General features: G+C 41.1%; 20 protein-coding genes. 9 read left to right on the top strand and 11 right to left on the bottom strand.

Going from position 1 to position 22,916, the window contains the following annotated elements; all coding sequences use genetic code 11:
* The first annotated feature begins 121 nt into the window (after window positions 1–121).
* A complete protein-coding gene (locus BCU94_RS10505; protein WP_102476353.1) occupies window positions 122–1,072 on the top strand; it encodes an AraC family transcriptional regulator in 951 nt (316 codons plus the stop codon).
* A gap of 43 nt (window positions 1,073–1,115) precedes the next feature.
* Here the strand turns inward: BCU94_RS10505 and BCU94_RS10500 are convergent, their stop codons facing one another.
* The 3 genes from BCU94_RS10500 to BCU94_RS10490 all read right to left on the bottom strand — a co-directional run bounded on the left by BCU94_RS10500 (window position 1,116) and on the right by BCU94_RS10490 (window position 4,515).
* Window positions 1,116–2,348 carry a DUF819 family protein gene (locus BCU94_RS10500; RefSeq protein ID WP_102440521.1) on the bottom strand — a complete coding sequence of 411 codons (1,233 nt, stop codon included), beginning with the start codon at window positions 2,346–2,348 and terminating at the stop codon, window positions 1,116–1,118.
* A 36-nt stretch (window positions 2,349–2,384) separates the two neighbouring features.
* Complete coding sequence (locus tag BCU94_RS10495) at window positions 2,385–3,260, bottom strand: LysR family transcriptional regulator (protein WP_102440522.1); 876 nt, start codon at window positions 3,258–3,260, stop codon at window positions 2,385–2,387.
* Between the two features lie 220 nt (window positions 3,261–3,480).
* The gene (locus tag BCU94_RS10490; protein WP_102476352.1) at window positions 3,481–4,515 is read right to left on the bottom strand and encodes a porin; all 1,035 of its coding nucleotides are present in this window, start codon (window positions 4,513–4,515) and stop codon (window positions 3,481–3,483) included.
* A gap of 336 nt (window positions 4,516–4,851) precedes the next feature.
* Between BCU94_RS10490 and BCU94_RS10485 the strand changes: the two genes are divergently transcribed.
* Window positions 4,852–6,627: a flavocytochrome c gene (locus tag BCU94_RS10485; RefSeq protein WP_102440524.1), complete on the top strand. Its 1,776-nt coding sequence runs from the start codon at window positions 4,852–4,854 to the stop codon at window positions 6,625–6,627.
* A 164-nt stretch (window positions 6,628–6,791) separates the two neighbouring features.
* On the opposite strand, the gene fabV is transcribed toward BCU94_RS10485, so the two are convergent.
* The 7 genes from fabV to pspF all read right to left on the bottom strand — a co-directional run bounded on the left by fabV (window position 6,792) and on the right by pspF (window position 14,582).
* Complete coding sequence (gene fabV / locus BCU94_RS10480; protein ID WP_102440525.1) at window positions 6,792–7,994, bottom strand: enoyl-ACP reductase FabV; 1,203 nt, start codon at window positions 7,992–7,994, stop codon at window positions 6,792–6,794.
* Window positions 7,995–8,099: 105 nt separating this feature from the next.
* Window positions 8,100–8,885 carry an ATP-binding cassette domain-containing protein gene (locus BCU94_RS10475; RefSeq protein WP_102476351.1) on the bottom strand — a complete coding sequence of 262 codons (786 nt, stop codon included), beginning with the start codon at window positions 8,883–8,885 and terminating at the stop codon, window positions 8,100–8,102.
* Window positions 8,866–9,873 (bottom strand): oligopeptide/dipeptide ABC transporter ATP-binding protein, encoded by a 1,008-nt coding sequence (locus BCU94_RS10470; protein WP_102440527.1) that lies wholly within the window; start codon window positions 9,871–9,873, stop codon window positions 8,866–8,868. The genes BCU94_RS10475 and BCU94_RS10470 overlap by 20 nt, the downstream gene beginning before the upstream one ends.
* A gap of 3 nt (window positions 9,874–9,876) precedes the next feature.
* Window positions 9,877–10,767 carry an ABC transporter permease subunit gene (locus BCU94_RS10465; RefSeq protein WP_102476350.1) on the bottom strand — a complete coding sequence of 297 codons (891 nt, stop codon included), beginning with the start codon at window positions 10,765–10,767 and terminating at the stop codon, window positions 9,877–9,879.
* Window positions 10,754–11,785, bottom strand: coding sequence for an ABC transporter permease subunit (locus BCU94_RS10460; RefSeq protein ID WP_102476349.1), 1,032 nt, complete (start codon window positions 11,783–11,785; stop codon window positions 10,754–10,756). The genes BCU94_RS10465 and BCU94_RS10460 overlap by 14 nt, the downstream gene beginning before the upstream one ends.
* On the bottom strand, window positions 11,785–13,413 hold the full coding sequence (locus BCU94_RS10455) for an ABC transporter substrate-binding protein (protein WP_102476348.1): 1,629 nt from the start codon (window positions 13,411–13,413) through the stop codon (window positions 11,785–11,787). The genes BCU94_RS10460 and BCU94_RS10455 overlap by 1 nt, the downstream gene beginning before the upstream one ends.
* Window positions 13,414–13,484: 71 nt before the next feature.
* The gene (gene pspF, locus BCU94_RS10450; RefSeq protein ID WP_102440531.1) at window positions 13,485–14,582 is read right to left on the bottom strand and encodes a phage shock protein operon transcriptional activator; all 1,098 of its coding nucleotides are present in this window, start codon (window positions 14,580–14,582) and stop codon (window positions 13,485–13,487) included.
* A gap of 178 nt (window positions 14,583–14,760) precedes the next feature.
* Between pspF and pspA the strand changes: the two genes are divergently transcribed.
* The 6 genes from pspA to BCU94_RS10420 all read left to right on the top strand — a co-directional run bounded on the left by pspA (window position 14,761) and on the right by BCU94_RS10420 (window position 19,310).
* Entirely contained in the window at window positions 14,761–15,456 is a 696-nt protein-coding gene (gene pspA / locus BCU94_RS10445; RefSeq protein ID WP_076536951.1) for a phage shock protein PspA, read from the top strand.
* A gap of 19 nt (window positions 15,457–15,475) precedes the next feature.
* Complete coding sequence (gene pspB, locus BCU94_RS10440) at window positions 15,476–15,715, top strand: envelope stress response membrane protein PspB (RefSeq protein WP_102440532.1); 240 nt, start codon at window positions 15,476–15,478, stop codon at window positions 15,713–15,715.
* Window positions 15,702–16,097 (top strand): envelope stress response membrane protein PspC, encoded by a 396-nt coding sequence (gene pspC / locus BCU94_RS10435; RefSeq protein ID WP_102476347.1) that lies wholly within the window; start codon window positions 15,702–15,704, stop codon window positions 16,095–16,097. Before pspB ends, pspC begins: the two co-directional genes overlap by 14 nt.
* 138 nt (window positions 16,098–16,235) lie before the next feature.
* On the top strand, window positions 16,236–17,690 hold the full coding sequence (locus tag BCU94_RS10430) for a YcjX family protein (RefSeq protein WP_102440533.1): 1,455 nt from the start codon (window positions 16,236–16,238) through the stop codon (window positions 17,688–17,690).
* A gap of 1 nt (window position 17,691) precedes the next feature.
* Window positions 17,692–18,792 carry a TIGR01620 family protein gene (locus tag BCU94_RS10425; RefSeq protein ID WP_102476346.1) on the top strand — a complete coding sequence of 367 codons (1,101 nt, stop codon included), beginning with the start codon at window positions 17,692–17,694 and terminating at the stop codon, window positions 18,790–18,792.
* A 170-nt stretch (window positions 18,793–18,962) separates the two neighbouring features.
* Complete coding sequence (locus tag BCU94_RS10420; RefSeq protein WP_076536941.1) at window positions 18,963–19,310, top strand: helix-hairpin-helix domain-containing protein; 348 nt, start codon at window positions 18,963–18,965, stop codon at window positions 19,308–19,310.
* A 74-nt stretch (window positions 19,311–19,384) separates the two neighbouring features.
* On the opposite strand, the gene BCU94_RS10415 is transcribed toward BCU94_RS10420, so the two are convergent.
* Window positions 19,385–20,122, bottom strand: coding sequence for a YciK family oxidoreductase (locus BCU94_RS10415; RefSeq protein WP_102440535.1), 738 nt, complete (start codon window positions 20,120–20,122; stop codon window positions 19,385–19,387).
* A gap of 260 nt (window positions 20,123–20,382) precedes the next feature.
* On the opposite strand from BCU94_RS10415, the gene BCU94_RS10410 reads away from it, so the two are divergent.
* Window positions 20,383–22,872 carry a VolA/Pla-1 family phospholipase gene (locus tag BCU94_RS10410; RefSeq protein WP_102476345.1) on the top strand — a complete coding sequence of 830 codons (2,490 nt, stop codon included), beginning with the start codon at window positions 20,383–20,385 and terminating at the stop codon, window positions 22,870–22,872.
* Window positions 22,873–22,916 lie beyond the last annotated feature (44 nt).

Genomic DNA, 22,916 nt, shown 5'->3' with positions numbered 1-22,916 from the left:
AGTAAATCTAGCGGTTTATAAGCCAAACAACTTGTTGCAGTCATGGGACTAAAAATCGGACTTGTAAGTTGTGTTTATATGAAAGATAAGTCAGTTTTAAACTAAGAGGTCTAGTCAAAAATTGAAAGATTTACATGCTCAATTTGAAGTGCTGTTAAGCTATATCGATAATAATCTACCTGCAATTTCTGCGTTTGATGACAATCTCAACAGCCGCTTAGCGGCGATTGCAGGGGTTGCTGAAGTGCATTTTGGTGCGTTATTTTACAGTCTGTTTCATACCAAAGTGCAGGATTATATTCGTTTGCTAAAAAACCTTGAAGCGGCGCAGTTACTGGGTTTTGATAAAACTATTAGCTTAGATACTGTCGCGTTAAAAATGGGCTACCCGTCAACTGCGGCATTTATTACCGCGTTTACCGACAGCATTGGTCAAAGTCCGCAAAGCTTTCAAGCCTCACCTGATTGGGGGAATTTTTTTGCCAAGCAGCAACCACTGAGTACCCTAGCAGAAGGACACGAGCAGTTTTCTGCTGCTGAGGTTAATATTCAGGCATCGGATCTAACGGCGACAGAGTTAGTGGTTATTAAGCATCGTGGACCCGCTTGTTATGTATCTCAATCGAAAAATGCCTTAAACGCATTTAGGCAAAAATATCATTTATCGCCAAGTACTAGTCGCACCTTTAATTTCGTTTATGATATGCCTTATCCGCAAATTAATGCCTTAGCTGATGAGCAATCCATGTTATCGCTGGATATTGGTGTGAGTGTTAATCAAGCGCAGCTTACTGAATTAGCACCCGTTATCGCTGGGTCTGGTTATTTTTCGAACAAGTCTGTGGCTAAGGGGCGTTATGCTCAGTTTTATCATTTGGGTTCTGAAAAAGAGCTCAATAGCAAAATAAAATATCTTTATAGTCATTGGCTTGCTGCCAGTGATTGGACTTTAACGACCCAGCCGCTGATAATTGAACGCTTGGATGTGATTAAGAGTGAGGCTGTTGAAGCTGCTATTGCCGATGACAACCAAGAGCTTGTAGAGGTTAGAGTCTATTTAAAATTACAGTAACAGGTATCCGTATATGTTCACTGTAAGAAATTAACTCATCGTTTTATTGCGATACGAGCCGCATCATCTCGGCGCATAGCCAAGCCATGTAAGTTGCCCAAGCATAACCAAATACTGAGAACATGATCGCGATAGGTACCAGTGAGCGGTGAAATGCAATTGCCACCACAGGGGATGATGCCGCGCCGCCAATACAGCATTGACTTGCTAATGCCATATAAGCCACAGGTGCTTTCATCACTAGCCCAGCAATAATCACGAACAGGCTATGAATTGCTAACCATACAAAGCCGATGGCAAAGTAGATTGGAAAGTCATCAATCATGGTCAAGTCCATTCTAAGGCCCATACTAGCAATCAAAATATACAGCATGACAGTGGAGACCTTTGATGCCCCTAATTGCTCAAGTTCACGCACTTTGGTATTTGAAAGTGCAATACTGATAGTGGTCACTATGATGACAATCCAAAAGAAATTTGAAGTCAGACTAAACTTTTCTGTTGCAGGGTAGTGGGCGGCAAAATATGGCGCCAGAATATCAGCCCCCATATGTGCTAATCCCGTCACGCCAAATGCCACACTGAATATTAATATGTAATCAGTTATGGTGATATTCTTGACCGTGTGAGCTTGCTGATATTCGCTTGTAGCGATTAACCGCTGATAATTGCTTGAGTCGGCACCCGTTTTTTTATCTATCGCAGCAGCATTATTGGCGCAGATTAATAAAAATGACATCCAAATCGCTGAGTAGACTACATTGACCGAAATCATAATCGCAAATAAGTTTTCTTTTACCTGATAGATTTCTTTCATGGCAAGTTGATTCGCTGTGCCACCAACCCAATTCCCTGCTAAGGTCGCCATTCCGCGCCAGGCAGCATCTTCACCTAGCCAATTAATAGATTCAGGCGCTATTTTCGCAAAAAGTATCAGAGTTAACGGGCCGCCAATAATAATGCCTAAGCTGGCAATTAAAAACAGCATGACAATTTTAGGGCCCAATAATAGAATGGATTTTATGTCTACACTGATAATTAGTAATGTTAAACAAGCGGGCATTAAATACTTTGAGGATATGTGGGGTAATTGACTTTGGGAAGCATCGACAATGTTTAAGGTATTTAAAAATGATGGCAACACATAAATCATGACCATAATGGGCACAAAACGGTAAAGTTGTTTCCAAAAGCTTTGTTTTAGCTTGCTAGTATAAAATACCAAACCAATAATCGCGGCCAACAAGCCAAAAATGACCGGATCTGCAGTAATCATAATTTATATTGGCAACCTTATTAGTTTATCGCTTTGTTATTGATTGCAGAATTGGATGAACTCTTCAAGTAACGGACTTAATGCTTCTTCATTACGCCAAATAGACCAGTAGTTTCGCTCGAAATCCCACTCTGGTAAATCTATTTCAATAAGTTGACCGCTGGCTATTTCTTCTTTTACAGCAAGGTAGGGCAGTACACTAACGCCAATGCCAGTACCAATAGCACGTTTTATCGCGCCCATAGTATTCATTGATAATTCTTGATGAATATTGATACTGGCACTTTTTAATAGCTGGGTATTACGTAGCCTCGACACCGAAATGGTTTCATCCATAACCCATAATTGTTGCGACAGCAATTCAGGGGTAATGGTTTCGCTTGCTATTGGATTGTTACTGCCGATGACGATACACAATCTATCTTTAAGCCACTGCTGATATTGTAAATTATTTAACCCAGGCTTGGCATCGACAAAACCTAAATCCAGTTCTTTTTCAGACACCATTTTCTCGATGGCTAAACTGTTGTTAATCACTAGTTTAATATCAACACAGGGGTGTTGTTGTTTAAATAATGGGATGATTCTTGAAAGAATATAGTTACCCGCAGTTTTACTACTGCCAACTTTGATGGTGCCACCGATGGCTGTTCGCTCAGTAAACATCTGCTCTAATTGATTACTTTTAGAAAGCATCTCATTGGCGTAAGGCAAAATAACTTCACCATTATCATTAATGGTTAAGCCGTTACTGCTTCTCTCAAACAGACGGGTGCCTAATGAACCTTCTAAATCCTTTAACGCCATACTGACAGCGGGGACTGACATATGTAATGTTTTGGCTGCTTTAGAGATCTGACCATTAATATGGATGGCTTTAAATATTGACAGTTGCTTGAGTGTGATTTTCATGGGCAAATTATTCTATGAATTCATCAATAGTATAACGAGTTGACAATATTACTCTGTAAACTTTTGGTATTATTTTTAGGAATTGCTAACGAGTTCAAGTTATTTGAAAAAGTCTTACCTTGTTAGCATAAACCCATCATTTATGATGGGTTTATCATATTTTATCAGCGAGACCTAGATCGATATAAGTGCAGATATTAACGCGAAATAAAAATTGGACTTAGAAATCGTAGCGCACGCCTAGGGTAAATACATTATCATCTTCTAATTCAATCGTCGGGCCTGTGTTAGCAACCCGATATTCACCTTCATAGGTGGCGTAGTGTCCAAACACCATCGTTGACTTTGATAGACGGTAATCGGCACCGACTGTGAATGAGCTAATATCGACATCGGTCGCTTCCTTGTATTGTGCTGAAGAGACGTCATTATTTTTAAAATACTTACCAAAACCGGCCTTGTCCTTGCCGTATTCAGCTTTAAAGTTGATGCCACTCCAGTTATATATTGCGCTAATAAAGTAAGAATTACCTTCTTTATCACTGTAAGTTTGGCTTTGGGTATTTTGTAATAAACCGCCTAGTTTAAGACTACCTATTTTGATTTGACCAACCCCGCGGTATGCGTCGACACCACCAATGGTGTTATATGCTGCTGCAACATAATAACGTTGTTTTTTGAGCTTTTTATCACCAGCGGTGACGCTTAATGCGTACTGACTTTCGCCAGAGTCATAATTGTTATCCACTAAATAGGTCGCATTTACACTGACTAAATCGGCAATTTGAGGAGAATAGTATGTGATTCCATCGGCTTTCCTGTCTTGCCCAGCAATCATTCTATTGTAGGCGGCATTGGTTAATGCAAATGCTTCAGCAGTACCTTTTGAGGTTTTCATTACCGTATCATTACGACCGACAATGACGGTACCAAAGTCACTTTTTAGCCCTAAGTAGGTGTTTCTTGGTTTAAATAAATCATCATCAGCTTCGTTGGTGGCAGCGTTAACCTGTACTTCAACATTGTAAATGATTTCAATATTTTCAGATATTTTCTCACTGCCTTTTACCCCTAGGCGAGAAAAGTTATTTTCCAGCACAGTACCCGATTTTTGATTTTGTGTTGTTAAACCGTTATCAGACTCTGTTAGTGCCATTTCTAAGCGGCCATAGAACTGCGGTGACTCAGCGAATGCGGCAAAAGAGCTCGCTGATAGGATTGATACAACAGTGAGTGAAACTAGTGATTTTTTCATCTTCTTAATCATCTCTATTTTAAAGTAATATTATCAATTGGTTATATTGCTTTAGCTAATGAATAGATTCATTAATAAACCTCAATATCATCAATTTTGAGGAGGTTGCAGCGTATGTAAACCTGATATACATAATAGGATTGAATCATGGAGATAAATTCTAACTGGGTCACAAATGTTGTGGCTTTGTAGCGATTTAAGTTAATTTTAATTTGGTTTCATTAAAACTTAACCAAGTGCCAATGTTGACCAATGTCTAAGTTTTACTATCTCTTTATGAGTATTCTATCGTCCAACAAAGCAAGTTGTGAAAATGATAATTAGAGGTATGAACCAATGAAACTTAAATATTTAGCTTCGGCAGTGGCAGTGATGATGCTTACTTCTGGCAGCGTAATGGCAAAAAATGACTTAGCGTCTTTCCATACTGAAATGGGTGACTGTCAAAGCTGTCACGTTGCAGAAAAAATGAAAGACATCAAGAAAAGCATGACTGATAGCCAAACTCATGAGAACGCCCAGTGTCAGGACTGTCATGGTGGTTATGCTGATTTAGTTAACGATGAACTTGCGTTTGACCCTCATGCATCTCATTTAGGAGATATCAACTGTACTTCTTGTCATACCGCCCATGCTAAACCTGAGTTGACTTGTAATAACTGTCATAACTTTGAAATGGAAATGCCATTTGCTGATTCAAAAGCGAAGAAGAAGTGGGATGGTGATTGGAATCAAGACAAAATCCAACAAGCGATTGATAAAGGCCCTGTAGAAACGGTTGATGTGATTGTTGTAGGTGGCGGTAGTGCCGGTTTCAATGCAGCGATTTCAGCTAAATTGGCAGGTGCCAACGTTGTTTTATTTGAAAAAGCCCCTTATACCGGTGGTAACTCAATGCTTGCTGCAGGCGGTATTAATGCTGTCGGCACACCACAACAAAAAGCCAAAGGCATTGAAGACACTGTTGATTGGTATGCTGAAGATGCCATGAAAGGCGGTCGTTATCAAAATGACCCTAAACTTGTGCAAACTATGGCTGAAGAGTCTGCTGGCGCTGTAGCATGGCTTGAGTCTTTAGGTGCTGATATGTCAGAGCTTAAACGTTCAGGCGGCGCAAGAGCAGAGCGTACTCACGCACCTTCTGGTGGCGCGTCAATTGGTCCACACTTAATTGATACCTTGCGTAAAGCCGCAGTAGAACGTGATATTCCAGTTCGCGTTAACTCAAGAGTTGAAAAAATCGTCTTAAATGATGATCAATCAGTTGCTGGCGTGGTGGTTCACGGCCGTCATTCAGGCTACAACATGGTCGCTGCTGATTCTATTGTATTAGCGACAGGTGGTTATGGTATGAATAAGCAAATGGTTGCTTACTACCGCCCAACAATGAAAGACATGTCTAGTTCAAATAACGTTACAGCCACTGGTGATGGTGTGCTACTTGCTAAAGAAATTGGCGCTTCAATGACTGATATTGATTGGGTTCAAGCGCATCCTACAGTAGGTAAAGATAGCCGTATTTTGATTTCTGAAACCGTTCGCGGTGTTGGTGCAATTATGGTCAATACTGATGGCAACCGTTTCATTAATGAACTAACGACTCGTGACCGTGCATCAGATGCAATCTTAAAGCAAAAAGATCAATATGCTTGGTTAGTGTTCGATGAGCAATTGGTTGAGAAAAAGAAAATGGTACGTGGTTACGAACATTTAGGTATGTTAAGTAAAGCCAACACCATTGAAGAACTGGCAAAAATCACCGGAATGGCTGATTTACCGAAAACTGCAGCGGATTACAACAAGTATAAAGCAGCAGGTAAAGATGATGCATTCGGCCGCGCCAATATGCCATTAAGCTTAAGCACGCCGCCATACTACGCTGTAAAAGTAGCACCTGGTATTCACCATACTATGGGCGGGATCGCAATTGATACCGATACGAATATCTTGAACCTACAAAGCTGGAAAATGCCTGGTTTGTTTGCGGCTGGTGAGGTCACTGGTGGTGTTCATGGTTATAACCGTCTAGGCGGTAACGCAATCGCTGATACGGTAGTATTTGGTCGTAAAGCTGGTGAAAACGCCGCTAAGCATGCGCTAAAAACTAAATAACTCTTAGTTAAATTTCATCATTCCCTTATAAAGGCCAAGTCTCATCAACTTGGCCTTTTTTTATTAATAAAGCCGCATTAATAAAATAAAGAGTCACTGTGCAGTTAACCAGATATAAAAAAGCCAAGTTATAATAACTTGGCTTTTCTTATTACCTTAGGGGATTAAAGGCTGATAACATCAAAAGTCACGTTTGGATTAACGTCAGCTTCATAGTCGATGCCAGCAATACCAAAACCAAACAGTTTTAAAAACTCTTCTTTGTATTCATTGTAATCAGTCAGTTCAGCAAGGTTTTCAGTGGTGACATCCGGCCATAAGTCACGGCAATGTTTTTGAATTTCTTCGCGTAACTCCCAATCATCTAAACGAAGACGATTTTCATCATCTGTTGGTGCCGCTTGACCATCAGCGCGATATAAACGCTCGCTGAACATACGGTAAATTTGGTCCATACAGCCTTCATGAACGCCTTCTTCACGCATTTTCTTAAATACCATCGCGATGTATAAAGGCATTACCGGGATAGCAGAGCTTGCTTGAGTGACAACACTCTTAAGCACAGCCACATTGGCAGAGCCGCCTGTTTTGGCTAACTTTTCATTAAGGCTATGAGCCGCACGGTCTAAATCCATTTTGGCTTTACCTAATGCGCCATGCCAGTAGATAGGCCAAGTGATCTCGGTGCCAATATAGCTGTAGGCCACGGTTTTACAATTATCCGCTAATACACCCGCATCACTTAAGGCGCTCATCCATAATTCCCAATCTTGACCGCCCATCACTGTCACGGTATCAGCAATTTCTTGCTCTGTTGCTGGCTCTACCGAGGTTTCGATGATGGTGTTTTTGTTGGTGTCTACCGCAGTTGCGGTATAAGTTTCACCGATAGGCTTAAGACTTGAGCGGATCACTTCACCGGTATCAGGCAATTTACGCACTGGAGAAGCTAAAGAGTAAACCACCATATCAATTTGACCTAAGTCTTGTTTGATAAGCTCAATGACTTTTTGTTTAGCTTCATGGCTAAATGCATCACAGTTAATGCTTTTTGAATATAAACCTTCAGCTTTAGCGAATTTATCAAAGTAGGCAGAGTTGTACCAACCGGCCGTACCTGGTTTGGTTTCAGTGCTTGGTTTTTCAAAGAAAACACCAATGGTGGCTGCATCACTACCGAACGCTGATGCAATACGAGAAGATAAGCCGTAGCCACTTGAAGAGCCAACCACTAAGACTTTTTTAGGGCCATTAGCAATTTTGCCTTTTGCTTTGGTTAATTCGATTTGTTCTTTGACGTTAGCTTCACAACCGATAGGATGAGTGGTTGTACAAATAAAGCCACGTGTTTTAGGTTTAATAATCATAATTTGGTTTCTTCCTTTAACAATCGCACTAGGATAAATAGTTAGGCGACGAATTGGCACTAGTTTTTATGTTTTTTGGCTAAATTACTCAGTGGTTGGAGCAGTTTAGCGTTTGGCTGTGAGTTGTGTTTGCTGCGATATTAAGCGGCGAGAGTATTCTTGTTGTGGGTGATTGAATAATTCTTCTGTGCTCGCTAGTTCAACTACGCTGCCATTTTTGAGCACCAGTACCTTGTCACTAAAATGACGTACAATGTTCAAATTGTGGGTCACAAAAATATACGATAGCCCCATTTCTTTTTGTAATTTTATCAGCAGATTAAGTATTTGAGAACGCACTGATAAATCTAATGAGGCAAGTGCTTCATCAGCGATAATGATTTTAGGGTTTAACATTAAAGCTCTAGCAACGGCTACACGTTGTTTTTGACCTTCAGAGACCATATGAGGATAGAAATTGGCATGTTCAGGTAGTAAGCCCACTTTTCTGAGTCTATCTGCCACCCGCACTTTTCGTTCCGCTGAATTCAATGTGGTGTTAAATCGTAATGGTTCTTCTAGTAGGCTACCAATGGTTAACCTCGGGTTTAATGAGGTGTTAGGGTCTTGAAAAATCATTCTAATTAAGCGGCTGCGCTGTTTGATATTTCGCGCCTCCAATGCTTCCCCTTCAAACAATATTTCTCCACCGCTGCGAGGCTCTGCGCCAACCAGTATTCGCGCTAAGGTACTTTTACCTGAGCTTACTTCACCGACAATAGCCAAGGTTTGTCCACGCTCAAGTTCAAATGATAGTGGTGACAGGGCTTGATTATATTGCGCTTTGAACCTTTTATAACCCGTAAAATAGCGTTTGCTTAGCTGGTTTACTTTAAGTAATGGAGTTGTCATCTTCTATCTCACTGTTATACGGGAAATGGCAGGCAAAATAGCGATCTTTTTCGTGGGCCAAACTGGGTTGGATAACACATGCTCTTTGGGCGTCAGGGCAGCGAGGACCCAGCCTGCACCCAGCAGGCAAATGCTGCAATGACGGCGAGGAACCTTGCAATGTTGGTAAATAGGCTTTGTGGCGTATTTGGCCTGCAAAGTCTGGCAGATTTTTAAATAATGCTTTGGTATAGGGGTGATAGGGTTGTTTGATTAATTCGTTAACGGGCCCCGACTCCATGATTTGTCCGCTGTATAAAATACTGATGCGATCGCACCATTTTGCTAAAGTTTCTAGTTCATGGCTGACTAGCAGTATAGAGACATTTTGAAGTTGGTTTAATTGAGCTAACAAACGAAATATTTGCGCTTGAGTACTTAATTCCATCGCATTCGTTGGTTCGTCTGCGATTAATAACTTAGGGTGGTTAGCTACTGCCATAGCAATCATTACCTTTTGGCAGGCACCTTCAGAAAGTTCCCAAGGGTAGCGCTTCATAATGGCTTTGGGCTTTTTAATTCCAACTTTATGAAGCCATTTTTGCGCGGTTAAATGAGTGTCTTTTGCTCTGCGCCAAAAAGGCACGGCTTTGTTTGGCGTGAGCGATTCAATTAACTGACTGCCGATAGTTTTTACCGGGTCTAAACTGCCAGAAGGGTCTTGGAAAATCATGGTCATATCACTGCCCATTAAGCTGCGACGTTGCTTTTTAGTCATTTCCAATAAATTTTTGCCATCCCACATCATGCGATCGGCAATGATGCGCCAGTTTGGGCCTAAAACGCCTAGTACCGCTTTGGCTAATAAGCTACGCCCAGAACCTGATTCACCAACTAAGCCATGAATTTCACCCGGATTAATGGTTAAACTGACTTTCTCAAGTACCTTCACTGTGCCTTGTGGGGTATCGAGTTCGATAGTGAGATTTCTGACATCAAGTAATGGCATGGGCTAGTTTCTTATCGGCGCGAGCGCCGAGCGTAATCCGTCACCCACCAAATTAATGGATAACACAGTAAATAGGATCGCCAAACCTGGAATGGTAATCGACCAAGGCGCAATTAATTGGCTGTTTAACCCTTGAAAAATCATCGCTCCCCACTCTGAGCTAGGGGCTTGTGCTCCAAGATTGAGAAAGCCTAAGGCGGCAATGTCTAATATCGCCACCGATATGGCAATGGTCGTTTGAATAATAACCACTTCCCAGACGTTTGGCATGATGACATACCAAAAGATTTGTATTTGACTGGCGCCATCAAGTTTAGCGGCAATAACGTATTCTTTTTGTAGCTCTTCATGTACTGCTTGGTGAATTGCCCGCACAAATTGCGGCGTTAAGGCTAAGCCTACTGCCCAAAATACATTTATTAACCCCGGACCGGTCACTGCGACAACCAAAATGGCGAGCAATAATGACGGAATTGATAATAAGGCATCGAGCAAATGACCTAAAATACTTGATTTTAACCCACGCATCATTCCTGAAAGGGAGCCAATAATAAAGCCGACGATTAAGGCGCAAAGCACCACAATTAATGACATGCCGAACGTTAATCTAACCCCATGCAATAAGCGGCTGAATAAGTCTCGGCCTAAATCATCGGTACCTAAAAAATGCGAAACATGTCCAAGGGCGTCCCATGATGGCGGTAATAATATGGCATCAGGATTTTGCATTTCTGGTGGGTAAGGAGCGAGTAGCTGCCCCAATACAACCAGTAGTAATAAAAATATTACCGCCCAAAGGCCTGCGACAGCAAATGGGTTACTAGCAAATGCTTTCCACAATTGCATCATAGGTGAAGCTATGTGTTCATCCTGATATATTTTAATTGCTGGCATACAGTTCTTTCCTATTAATAGGGTTAATAGTGGTATGCACTAAATCAATCATAATGCTTAAAAAGATAATCAGCAAAGAGACTGAAAGGATCCCTGCTTGAATCACGGTGTAATCTCGCTGATATATTCCTGCAATAAGCCATGATCCCACCCCTGGCCATGCAAAAATTACCTCGACAATAATGCCGTAACTGGCAAACGAGCCAAGCATTAAGCCAAAGGCTTTAAGAACTGGGATAAGCGCGTTAGGTAAGGCGTGTTTCATTAAAATACTATAGGTATTAAGGCCACGGGCTTCAGCAGCGCGAATATAGGTTTGGGTCATAACCGTCATCATTGCTTGACGTGTGATACGTATAACGACAGTAAAAGGTAATACCGCTAAGGTTACCGCAGGTAAAATGATGTGTAATAAGGCATCTTTAAATGCTGAGATCCGATAGGCTTCATGTGATAGCAAAGTATCGATCAGCATAAAACCTGTGACGGGTTCAATTTCATATAATAAATTGATTTGTCCAGAGATCGGCAACCACTCTAGCTTTACCCCAAACCATAATGACAAGGTTAATCCGAGCCAGAATACAGGTATAGAGTAACCGGTTAAGGTTAGGGCTAAAATACTGCGCTGGACTGACTTGCTTTCACTTAATGAGGACAATACGCCAAGTGGCACTCCAAAAAATATTGCTATCGTCCCAGCAAATAATGACAATTCAAAAGAGGCGGGTAACACGTTACTGAGCTCTGTGGCGACACTTTGTTGTGAGTTAACCGAAATCCCTAAATTGCCTGATAATCGCTCGGTTAAATAAGCGATAAATTGACTAAGCTGGTTACTATCAAGCTTAAAGTCTGCAACGGTTTGTGCTTGTTGCTCACTGCTAGGGAACTGTATCCCAGTTAAGGCGTAGCTTTTTTCAACTGGAAACATACCGGTGGCAAAAAACAGTACCGCAATCATAACCAATGAAGTGGCAAAAAATAAATTAATTCGTCTTAGAAAATAACGCCACATTAAGGTTTTTTCTCCGCAGTTTTTAGTTCGATATTAGAGAAAGCCATTCCACCATAGGGGTTAACATCTTTAGTTGATACTGAAATGTTTTTTAGGATCAATTTTTGTCCATGGGCAATATTAACCAAGGGAACTTGCTGATGAATGAGCTGTTCAGCTTGCTGATATAGCGCCTTTCTTGTGGTTTTTATTGGCGTAGCTTTAGCTTGTGCAAGTATTGCGTCCAATTCAGCTGAACACCATTTAGAACGGTTATTATTTGATTCTAGGGCTGAGCAACTGAGTAGTGGGGTAAAGAAATTATCAGGATCGGTATTGTCAGCATTCCAACCAATTAATACTGAATCATAATCTTGGCTAATTAATTTTTGCGTAAACACGCTCCAGTCATAACTGACAATATTCACTTTAACCCCAATGTTGGCTAAGTCGGCCTGAATCAGCTCTGCGGTCTTGAGGGCGTTTGGATTATAAATTCGCACCACTGGCATCGCCCAAATATCAAAGGTTAAGTTATTAACCCCTGATTCTTCTAACAGCCTTTTAGCTTTCTCAGGATCAAAATCATTAGGGTCGGATGAGCCTGAATAAGCCCATGATCCTGGCGGCAGCATTCCGGTCGCTTCTACAGCGGTGTCATGGTAAACCACATTAAGGATATTTTTCTTATCAATGGCATGGGCAAGGGCAAGTCGAACTCGCACATCGTCTAGAGGAGGCTTTTGAGTGTTAAATGCCCAAAAACCGACGTTTAACCCCGGTTTAGTGTTAACTTTTAAGTGTTTATGCTGTTTAATTACTGCAAGTTCATTTGCCTTTGGCAGGGCAGACACATGGCAATCTTTAGTGATGATTTTAGCCAGTCTAGACTCACTTTTAGGTGTGATATCAAAAACTAACAGGTCAATTTTAGCCGCTTTACCCCAATATGCGGTATTGCGTTTATAGCGAATAAAATCATTTTTGACATAATCTGCGAGGTAAAAAGGCCCTGTGCCGATGGCGAAGTAATCGATATTTTCAGGGGTACCTGCCTGCCATTGTTGCTCGCCATATTCGGCAGAAAGAATAACGGCAAAATCAGTGGCCAAATTAGCTAAAAATGATGCATCAGGTTGGGTTAAGTGGAATACCACTTCATAATCGTTTACTTTTTCGACTCGACTCACTAAGTTGGAAAAATCAATACTTTGGAAAAATGGATAGCCAGTTCTGCTCACTGAGTGAAAAGGATGCGCGGGATTAATGATGCGATTAAATGAGAATAGTACATCATCGGCATTAAAATTTCTTGAAGGTTTGAACAAATTATTGTGCTGGAACTGTACGCCTTTACGCAACACAAAGTGATAACGTAAGCCATCATCGGATATGCGCCACTGGGTTGCCAGCGCAGCCATAAAATCAGATGATTCATTGTTATAGTCAATTAGGCGGTTGTATAACTGATTAGAACTGGCATCAATAGTGGTACCAGAAGTGACCAATTGCGGATTAAAGGTTTCAGGATTGCCCTCAGAGCAATACACAATACCTGATGGGACATTGAGTTCACCACAACCTGTTACTAAAAAACTTAGCAAGCAGAGTAATGCAGCAGGTTTAAAGCGTTTTAATGTCTCACGCATTTTTTCATCATATTATTTAGGTACTGAATAAGTATTTTAGCAGTGTTAATAACTTAGGAGCAAATATCCTATTAAGACTTTTCAAGTAAATTATACTTTTTCAAAATGCCCCGCAGTTGGTGGTAGCTTAAACCTAATATTTCAGCGGTTTTCTTTTGATTATATTGGCTTTGGGCTAAGGCACTTTTTAGCAGGTTAATCTCATAGTTTTCAGTATGCTCTTTAAAGTCTAATGGGAAGCGAATATCTCTGTCTGTTGCACTGGTGCTAACTGATGATGCTTCATTTTCAGTGGAGTCATCGGTTACTGGAACCGCGACTGAAGTATCGGGAGCTTGATGCTCTGTTTGCTGCCTTTCACGAGTTTTGATTCTTGATGTTGGTCGATAAGGAGAGGCAAAAGGATCGACAATAATGTGGTCAATTTCTTCACCTTCAGATCCTCGACGATAGACGCTGCGTTCGACCACGTTTTTAAGTTCGCGGATATTACCTGGCCAGCGATATGACATGAGTTGCTCTATAGCTACTGGACTAAAACCGCCAAAATAATCTAAATTCAGTTGCCTTGCCATGCTCACGGCAAAATGCTCTGCTAAAGGCATAATGTCTTCTGTGCGGCTACGAAGGGGCGGTAGGGTGATAACATCAAAGGCTAACCTATCCAGTAAATCAGCCCTAAATTCACCATTTTCAGCTAATGAAGGTAAGTCCTCATTGGCAGCACAAATTAACCTTACATTGGTATTAACTGTTTTACTGCCACCCACTCGTTCGAATTCACCGTATTCGATGACACGTAACAGTTTCTCTTGAATTAATCCTGAGGTATTGGCCAGCTCATCTAAAAATAAGGTGCCTTCATCGGCGCGTTCGAAGCGACCTTCATGTTTGCCTTTCGCGCCCGTAAACGCACCAGACTCGTGGCCAAACAGTTCGCTTTCAAGTAATGATTCACTTAATGAAGAGCAGTTTAATTTAATAAACTCTTTATCCCAACGGCCTGATAAATAGTGTAACCGCTCGGCGATTAATTCTTTACCTGTGCCGCGTTCACCAATAATTAATACCGGCTTAGAAAGTGGGGCAACTTTAGAAACATGTTCTAATACCTCTAACAAAGCATTAGATTGTCCGATAAGATTGTCTTGCTCAAATTGTTTAGTCACTGTAATTTTTAGTCTATTACGCTAACAAGTGGTGAAAATCATAATAGTGGGCTGTGGCATTAAAAGAAAGAAAAAGTTAACATTTTGGTTATGATGTTGAATTGTCTGGTTTTTTAAAAGTTGGCACAACTCGTGAATAGTAAACTTCGACATTAACAATATTTTTGAGGGACACATTATGGGAATCTTCTCACGCTTTGCAGATATCATTAATTCGAACATCAGTGCTTTACTTGATAAAGCTGAAGATCCAGAAAAAATGGTACGCCTGATCATTCAGGAAATGGAAGACACGTTAGTTGAAGTACGCTCTACTTCTGCAAAAGTATTAGCAGAAAAGAAAGAATTACTAAGACGCATTAGCCGAGTTCAAGAGCAAGTGATTGATTGGCAAGCTAAAGCTGAATTAGCTTTATCGAAAGATAGAGAAGACTTAGCAAAAGCTGCGCTAATTGAAAAACAAAAAACGGTTTCATTATTAGAAACCCTTGAGATGGAACTTCAAGTAGTAGAAGAGCACATTGCTCGTCTTAAACATGAAGTTGAACAGTTACAAGAAAAACTGAATGATGCCAGAGCACGCCAAAAAACCATTATTATGCGCAAGCAAACTGCCACTTCACGTTTAGAAGTTAAAAAGCAGCTTGATTCAAGTAAAATTGATGATGCGATGGTGAAGTTTGAGCAATATGAGCGTCGCGTTGAAGGTTTAGAGTCACAAGTTGAAGCTTATGATATTGGTAAAAAGGGTAGCCTTGCTGATGAGTTTGCGGCACTTGAAGCTGAAGATTCAGTCAATGACGAACTTGAAGCATTAAAAGCGAAAGTGAAAGCTAAATCGCAACCTAAATCAAAAACTAAATCAGACAAGTAAACTTTTTCAGAGGTGAGTTATGGATATGGATCTTCTTATTGCCCCAATCATTATATTTTTAGTTATTGTGGCACCTATTTGGTTGATTCTTCATTATCGCAGTAAGCGACAAGTGAGTCAGGGGCTCACTGAAGAAGAGTTTACACAATTGAATGAATTAATTGCCCAAGCTGAAAAAATGGGCCGACGTATTGAAACATTGGAAGCTATTTTAGATACGGAAGCGCCAGAGTGGAGGGGGAAAGATGAGCACAGCTAACGGTCGCACATTATACCGTATCCCATCATCAGGCAAAATTTCTGGGGTATGTGCAGGGATTTCAGACTTTTTTAATCTTGAAACCTGGTTAGTCAGAGTGGTCGTAGTCTCAATATTTTTATTGGGTGGTTCTGGGCCTGTGTTTATTATCTATGTCGCCTTATGGATGATATTAGATATTAAGCCTGAAGATACAACACATGCCAAAGGCCACAAAGATATTGAAGTGAAGAAAAAGGTTTGGCAGGCAGGAGAGCCGGCAAAACGTGCCTTACATGATGTAAATAGTCAGTTTTATGCACTTGAAATTAGACTGCAACGACTTGAGCGCCATGTCACTTCCGATAATTTTGATTTGAAAAGAGAAATTAATAATCTTTAACTCGATTCAGACGACTATCTTCATATAATTCCAATGGGCGGTTTACCGCCCTTGTGTTTTTTTAGCAAAGACTTGATTATCAGTACTTGAAAATATTTTTCATCCCTATTTTGCTTATTCCTTAATTTGAGATTAACTATGAGCTTTATTGATCGTTCAATTAATAAAATTTCCCAAAAAACTCATCAATTAGTTCATCGCTCAACCGATCGGCATGTTCGTTTAGCCGTGACCGGTTTATCAGGGGCGGGTAAAACCGCCTTTATAACAGGGCTGGTTAATCAAATGCTCCATGCGGGGCTGCAATCAGAAAAAAGCCAAACTCAAAACCCATTGCCTTTGTGGCAAGTGTGCCGTGAAAATCGTTTGATAGGCATTAAACGCGCCATGCAACCTGATTTAGCCATTGCCAGTTTTGACTATAAAGGAGCGATGACATCATTAACCCAGTCGCCTGCAACTTGGCCTGCATCAACCCGTAATATCTCTGAGTTAAGGCTAGCGATTAAATATCGTCCTCAAAAGGGCATATTGGCAAAACTTGCTGATACTGCCACCTTGTATGTGGATATTGTTGATTACCCAGGTGAGTGGTTATTGGATTTACCAATGATGAAGCAAAACTTCATCCAGTGGTGTGAGTCACAAATTGACGTTAAGCACCGATTAGCTGCCTCAAGCTATTATCCGCAGTTTGTTAGTGTATTAGCTAACATCAATTTATCAGAAACTGCTGATGAGCATAAGTTAAAGCAGATTGCAGACTTGTACCAAACATTACTGGTCGACTTGGTTAACAACCAAGGCTTTTATCTTGCACAGCCTGGTCGAATGCTATTACCTGGAGAGTTTGCCGATACCCCTTTATTGGCCTTTTTCCCACTCATAAATCTCAGTAATGATGAATTAGCCAATTTAGAAAACGCTGCTGACTCTAGCTATTACCAAGTGCTAAAGCGTCGCTATGAAGAGTATGTTTCAGTGGTGGTTAAGCCGTTTTATCGGGATTATTTTGCTAGTTTTGATCGTCAATTGGTGCTGGTGGATTGCTTTAATGGCCTAAACAGCGGTAAAGCACAATTTGAGGATATGGGTAATGCACTCAATAGTATTGTCGAAAGCTTTCATTTTGGACAATCGAGTTTATTAAGGCGTTTGTTCTCACCTAAAATTGATAAGTTACTGTTTGCCGCCAGTAAGGTTGACAGGGTTACTCGTGATCAACAGAGCCATGTATTAAGTTTATTGACCGATATGCTAAAACACAGTCAGCACTTTGCTAACTATGAAGGCTGCGAAGTCGAAACGATGGCCATTAGCGCCATCAAAGCCACACAGCATGGCATGGTATCAACAACCAGTGGCGAGCAAGAAGTGGTCAGAGGCATAGATAAAAATCAGCAAATGCTCACCATATTTCCAGGCGAAGTGCCTCAGCGGTTACCCCAAGATAGCTTTTGGGACAAGCAAGGCTTTAATTTCGTGTCTTTTAACCCGCCTCGATTACCACAATCATCGATGTCCGACCCTCGTTTTGAGCATATTCGCTTAGATCATCTTTTACAGTTTTTGCTGGGGGATAAGTTGCAATAATATGAGTAACAATAATAGCAAGAGAACAGAGTTTGAAGACGCTCAACTTAAGCAGCAGCAAGTGTTTGATACTGAAACGCTTGATTCGGGTAAGGATCAAGACGTTAAAGGGTCACAATCATTTACCGATGTCGAGTTTATTTGTGAAACTAATTTAGCAAAACTCCCTGAAACCATCGATGAACTCGAGTCCATCGATAAGCTCGGCGCTAAGCCTAAAAAAATCTCAATGCTTGCCAAGTTATCATTGTTAGCTTTGATACTGGTGGTTATCGTTCAAACCATACAAGGGCTGCAAACTGCCTACCTGCAAAGCCCGTGGCTATTTGGTTTTTACGTGACAGTGGCGGGGATCATCATGGCGTGGGCTGGGGCAATAACCCTGTCAGAGTGGAAAAAACTGATAAAGCTTAAACATGTGGCCGATACCCAAGCCACAGGCGAGCGTTTAGCGTTAAGTATGCAGCGCGGTGAAGCCAGTAAGTTCATCAGCCCCTTATTGCAAAAATACCCAGATACCGAAGGTAAAAAGCAATATTTAGCCATTAATAGCGTTGAACATAATGACGCTGAAATGGTGATGCTATTTGATGAATTAGTCTTGTCTGAACGCGATGAAAAAGCCAAAAAAATTGTAAGTCGCTTTGCGGCGGAGTCGGCACTACTGTTAGCGGCGAGTCCTTTAGCAGTATTAGATATGGCGATTATTTTATGGCGTAATCAGCGCATGGTTAATTTTATTGCAGATGTATATGGCATTGAATTAGGCTATTGGAGCCGGATTAAACTGATAAAAAGTATCGTACTAAATATTGTTTATGCTGGCACCACTGAAGTGGTAACAGATTTAGGCACCCAGTTATTATCGGTTGAAATGACCGGAAAGTTATCAGCACGTTTAGCCCAAGGTTTAGGCGGAGGTTTATTAACTGCGCGACTTGGTTATCAAGCCATGAGCTTATGTCGGCCGCTAAGTTTTAAAGCGCAAAATCGCCCTAAATTGAGCCAAGTGCATCAGCAGTTGTTAGGCGAACTAAAAAGCTTTTCTGCGAGTGTAATGAAAATAAATAAAAATAAGCAAAAACAAACAGTAGAAAAATAATCTTACTTATTTTTGCAAAAAATAAATTGTTTACTACAGTTTTATGTTAGCGATAAATGCCCTGTTTTTAATAGATCATTTTCTTGTTGAATAGGGTGTAACGCTGACAAATACCGACCATGGATAGGGAAGTTGGTCGGGTTATTAAATAGGACTTTAAGGAGTTAACAATGAAACATCCATTACTCATGGGCGTCATGCTCACCTGCGCGTTATCAGCAGCAAGTATCAGTTTGGCTGTCGCCAAAGACACCACTAAACCAGCAGCACTCACTTCAGCTGAAATGTCTAAAACCACAGCCGTGAAAAGTAGCAATACAAAGATGGCTAAGGTGAATATTAATAAAGCGACAGCAGAGCAGTTACAAGCCCTCAATGGTGTTGGTGAAGCCAAGGCAAAAGCCATTGTGGAATATCGAAATAAATATGGTAAGTTCAAAAATGTCCAGCAATTAACCCAAGTTGCCGGTATAGGTGAAAAGCTGGTTGAGAAAAATGCTAAAGCGATAAGTTTGTAATTTATCAATTGACGACTTGGTATTAAAAAAGGGAGCTTTCGCTCCCTTTTTCAGTTTACAGATTCAATGGATGGTTACTGAGCGGTAAGTTGCTGACCGTTGACTTCAAAAGAATCTTCACCCATTAAATATAAGTAGGTTGGCATGATATCTTGTGCGGTTTTTAATGTTTGTGGATCTTCACCTGGGTAAGCTTTTGCGCGCATTTCAGTGCGGGTTGCACCAGGGTTAATACTATTTACACGCAGGCTAGTGCCTTCACATTCATGGGCAAGTACTTGCATCATGCCCTCAGTCGCAAATTTAGAGAACGCATAAGGTCCCCAATAAGCTCGTCCTTGACGACCAACACCGCTAGAAGTGAAGACAATAGATGCTGATGGTGCGCTGCGCATTATCGGTAATAAGGCTTTAGTTAAGATTACTTGGGCGGTGACGTTCACTTTCATTACATCTTCAAGTGATTCAAGGTCGATATGTTCAAACGGCCCTAATGCGCCAAGTAAACTGGCATTATGCAGTAATCCATCTAAATGACCGAATTGCTCAGCGATAGTTTCGGCCATATCTTGATAGTTTTGCTCTGTGGCACCTTTTAAATCTAATGGCACAATAGCAGGTTTGGGATAACCAGCTTGTACTATTTCATCATAAACCGTTTCAAGTTTTTTAACTGTTTTACCTAGCAAAATAACGGTCGCGCCGTGTTTTGCGTAGTTTATCGCCGCAGTGCGACCAATACCTGCGCCAGCGCCGGTAACCAGGATTGTTTTATTTTTTAGTAAATCTTTTTTAGCTTGGTATTCCAACATGATTCAATTTTTCCTTGGACTGTAAAAGCATGTCAAATCTCGTTTCGAACAAAAGGTAAACGAACGTTTTAAACAATTGACTTATATTTGTTAGTGAATAGTATGTTTCTTTGTAACAAATTTGTGGCTAACTCTATAATTTTACGTTAACTTGAGATGAGTTAAGGACAAAAATATGTCCTTATGGTCATGCGTTTACACTATTGTGACCAATTTTTGGGGAAATTAAAATTATTACAACAAGATTTGGGGAAAAAAAGATGAAAAGACTCATATTGGGTGTTGCTATTGCATCTGCTCTTGGGCTTAGCGGCTGTAGTGAAGATAGTTCTAACGAAGCAAAAGATAATGTAGAAACGCTAATTCCATTCTCTCAAGTGGTATTTGACCCTGCTGCAGGTGATGTGCCATTACCAAATGACCTTTTATTTAACGGAACACTTGATGGAACGCTAGCTATACCAGGTGAAGACGGTATTGATTATGTTGATCCATCGCTTGCTTTGGGGGCATTAGATGGCTGGTCAACTTCATCACCAATTTCGCTTAGTGTTGATTTAGCAACAGACTCTGATGGTGCAATGCTCACCCTTGATGAAGCCTCTGTTTCTCAACCTGGTGCAGTAAGATTATTTGAAGCCACTGTTGGCGGCGCTTTATCATCTGATCCTGAATGTAGCGATGCGCCCTCTGTATCAGCATGTAAAGTGGGTGATGAACTGCAATTTGGTGTTGATTTTGTGGCATTAGCTTCAGGTAATAAAATTGCAATCGTGCCTTTAAAACCGCTTAAAGCTAATCAATCTTATATTTACGCTACCACCACATTAGTTCAAGACTCTGCAGGCCGCGCCGTTGAACCATCGAGCACATATAATTTATTAAAACTAGATATCGACACTAAGCCTCTTGAAACACCTGACCAATTATTCCTTCAAGGTTTAGTTAATAGTTATGAAAAGGGCTTAGCCGCAGAGCATGGTGTTGATGCTGAAACTATTTCATATTCTGGTTTGTTTACCACCCAATCGGTTGCAGATGTATATGAAACCAGCAAATTATTGATGGCATCAAGCGATCCGTATAAACCTTCTTTTGTTCAACCGCCAATGCCTATGGATAATGGGTTTGGTGGCACGGTGACCGTTGCCCAAGCTGCGGGTTTAACTCCGGCAGATGGACTTGCCTATGTGGTTTCTGACATCGCTGAAATCTATACCGCTGTAGTACGTTTACCATTTTATGGTGATTGTTCATCTGCAAGTTGTGTTATTCCAATTGTAGATGGTGCGCCTACGGCGCCAAATGGTCGCTGGTTCGCACAAGGCGATAGCCCTGTATCGGTTTTATTAGCGCTTCAGGCTGGAACCATGAGCCAAGCTAACTTTGGCCAACAAGCTGTTGCACAAGGTGTTGACCCAGCGGTGGCATTGCAAAATCCAGCATTAATGGCTGGTAAAACGTGGAAATTGGATGATGGCACTGATGCCGATACCACAAAGCATTTAACCAAGTTTAATCCAATTCCAAAAATCATGGGTTATGAAGATGTCACGGTTCAAATTACTCTGCCAAATGCCGCTAAGTTAGCTGCATTTAGCGCACAAGCAGGGTTACCATTTGTAGCACCAACTAACGGCTGGCCAACAACAATGGCATTGCATGGTTTAGGTGGCACTAAGCAAATGGCCTTAGCTTATGCGGGCACATACGCAGCAGCTGGTATTGCGACGATTGCCATTGATATGCCACTGCATGGCGATCGCTCGTATGATGCTGATGGCGATGGCATCTACGATATTTCAGCCACTAGTGATTTATTTGGCCCACAATATGCTAATGGTAATCCGCTCGTGTTTGTTAACGTAGCAAGTACTTTGACTGTGCGTGATAATTTCCGCCAAGCCACATTAGATCATCTAGGTCTACGTTTGTTGCTAACGGGTATGTATAGCCAAATCGCGCAAGCGGGTGGTCAACAAGTATTTGATATCAGCAAAATCAGTGCTCAAGGCTTAAGCTTAGGTGGCATTGTTGGTACTACTGTTTCAACTTACGCATCAACAGGTTTAGTTAATCCTGCTGACGGCAGTGCATTGCCAAATGCTTATGCTATTAATGCCGCATCTTTGGTTGCTCCTTCTGGTGGCTTAGCCGGTTCATTTGCCGGTTCTGCGACTTTTGGTCCGGTATTATTTGATACTGTTACAGCAACTGATGATTTTATGGATTTGGTTGATGAAGCTAATGTGGGTGATTTTGAACCTGATACACCTGAGTACGCTGCGTTAGTGCAAGCTGTATATGCTGAGTTTATTCCAACATTTGCCTTTGCTGTGCAAACGGCGGTTGATTCAGCTGACCCAATTAACCATGCGTCAATGTTAGCTGATACACAACTACCGGTTCATTTAATTGAAGTTGTAGGTGATGGTGCGGGTAACTTATCTGACCGAGTATTACCTAATCAGGTTGAAGGCTTCCCATTATCAGGAACAGAGCCGTTAATTGCAGCGATGGGCTTAGATTGTGTAAGTTCAAATAATGCAGGTTCTGGTGCCGTTCGCTTTAGTAAAGGTCATCACAGTTCAATAGTAAGCCCAGCTGAAATTGATGGTGTGACTGACGGTATGGCTGGCGCAGCAACAGTAGAAATGCAGACACAAGTTGCTGGTTTTGCTAAGTCAGCAGGCTTAGGTGCAGCAACGATTTTGGTTGATAACGACGAAGTGCTTCAAGCATGCGAGTAATAGAGATTAATAATTTAATCTTTTGATTAAAAACCCAGCATTTG

It is taken from the genome of Shewanella sp. 10N.286.52.C2 (assembly GCF_002874545.1).
In the GTDB taxonomy this organism is placed as follows: Bacteria; Pseudomonadota; Gammaproteobacteria; order Enterobacterales; family Shewanellaceae; genus Shewanella.
The sequence above is the reverse complement of the archived record's forward strand: the minus strand, read 5'-3'. Positions and strand labels throughout refer to the sequence as shown.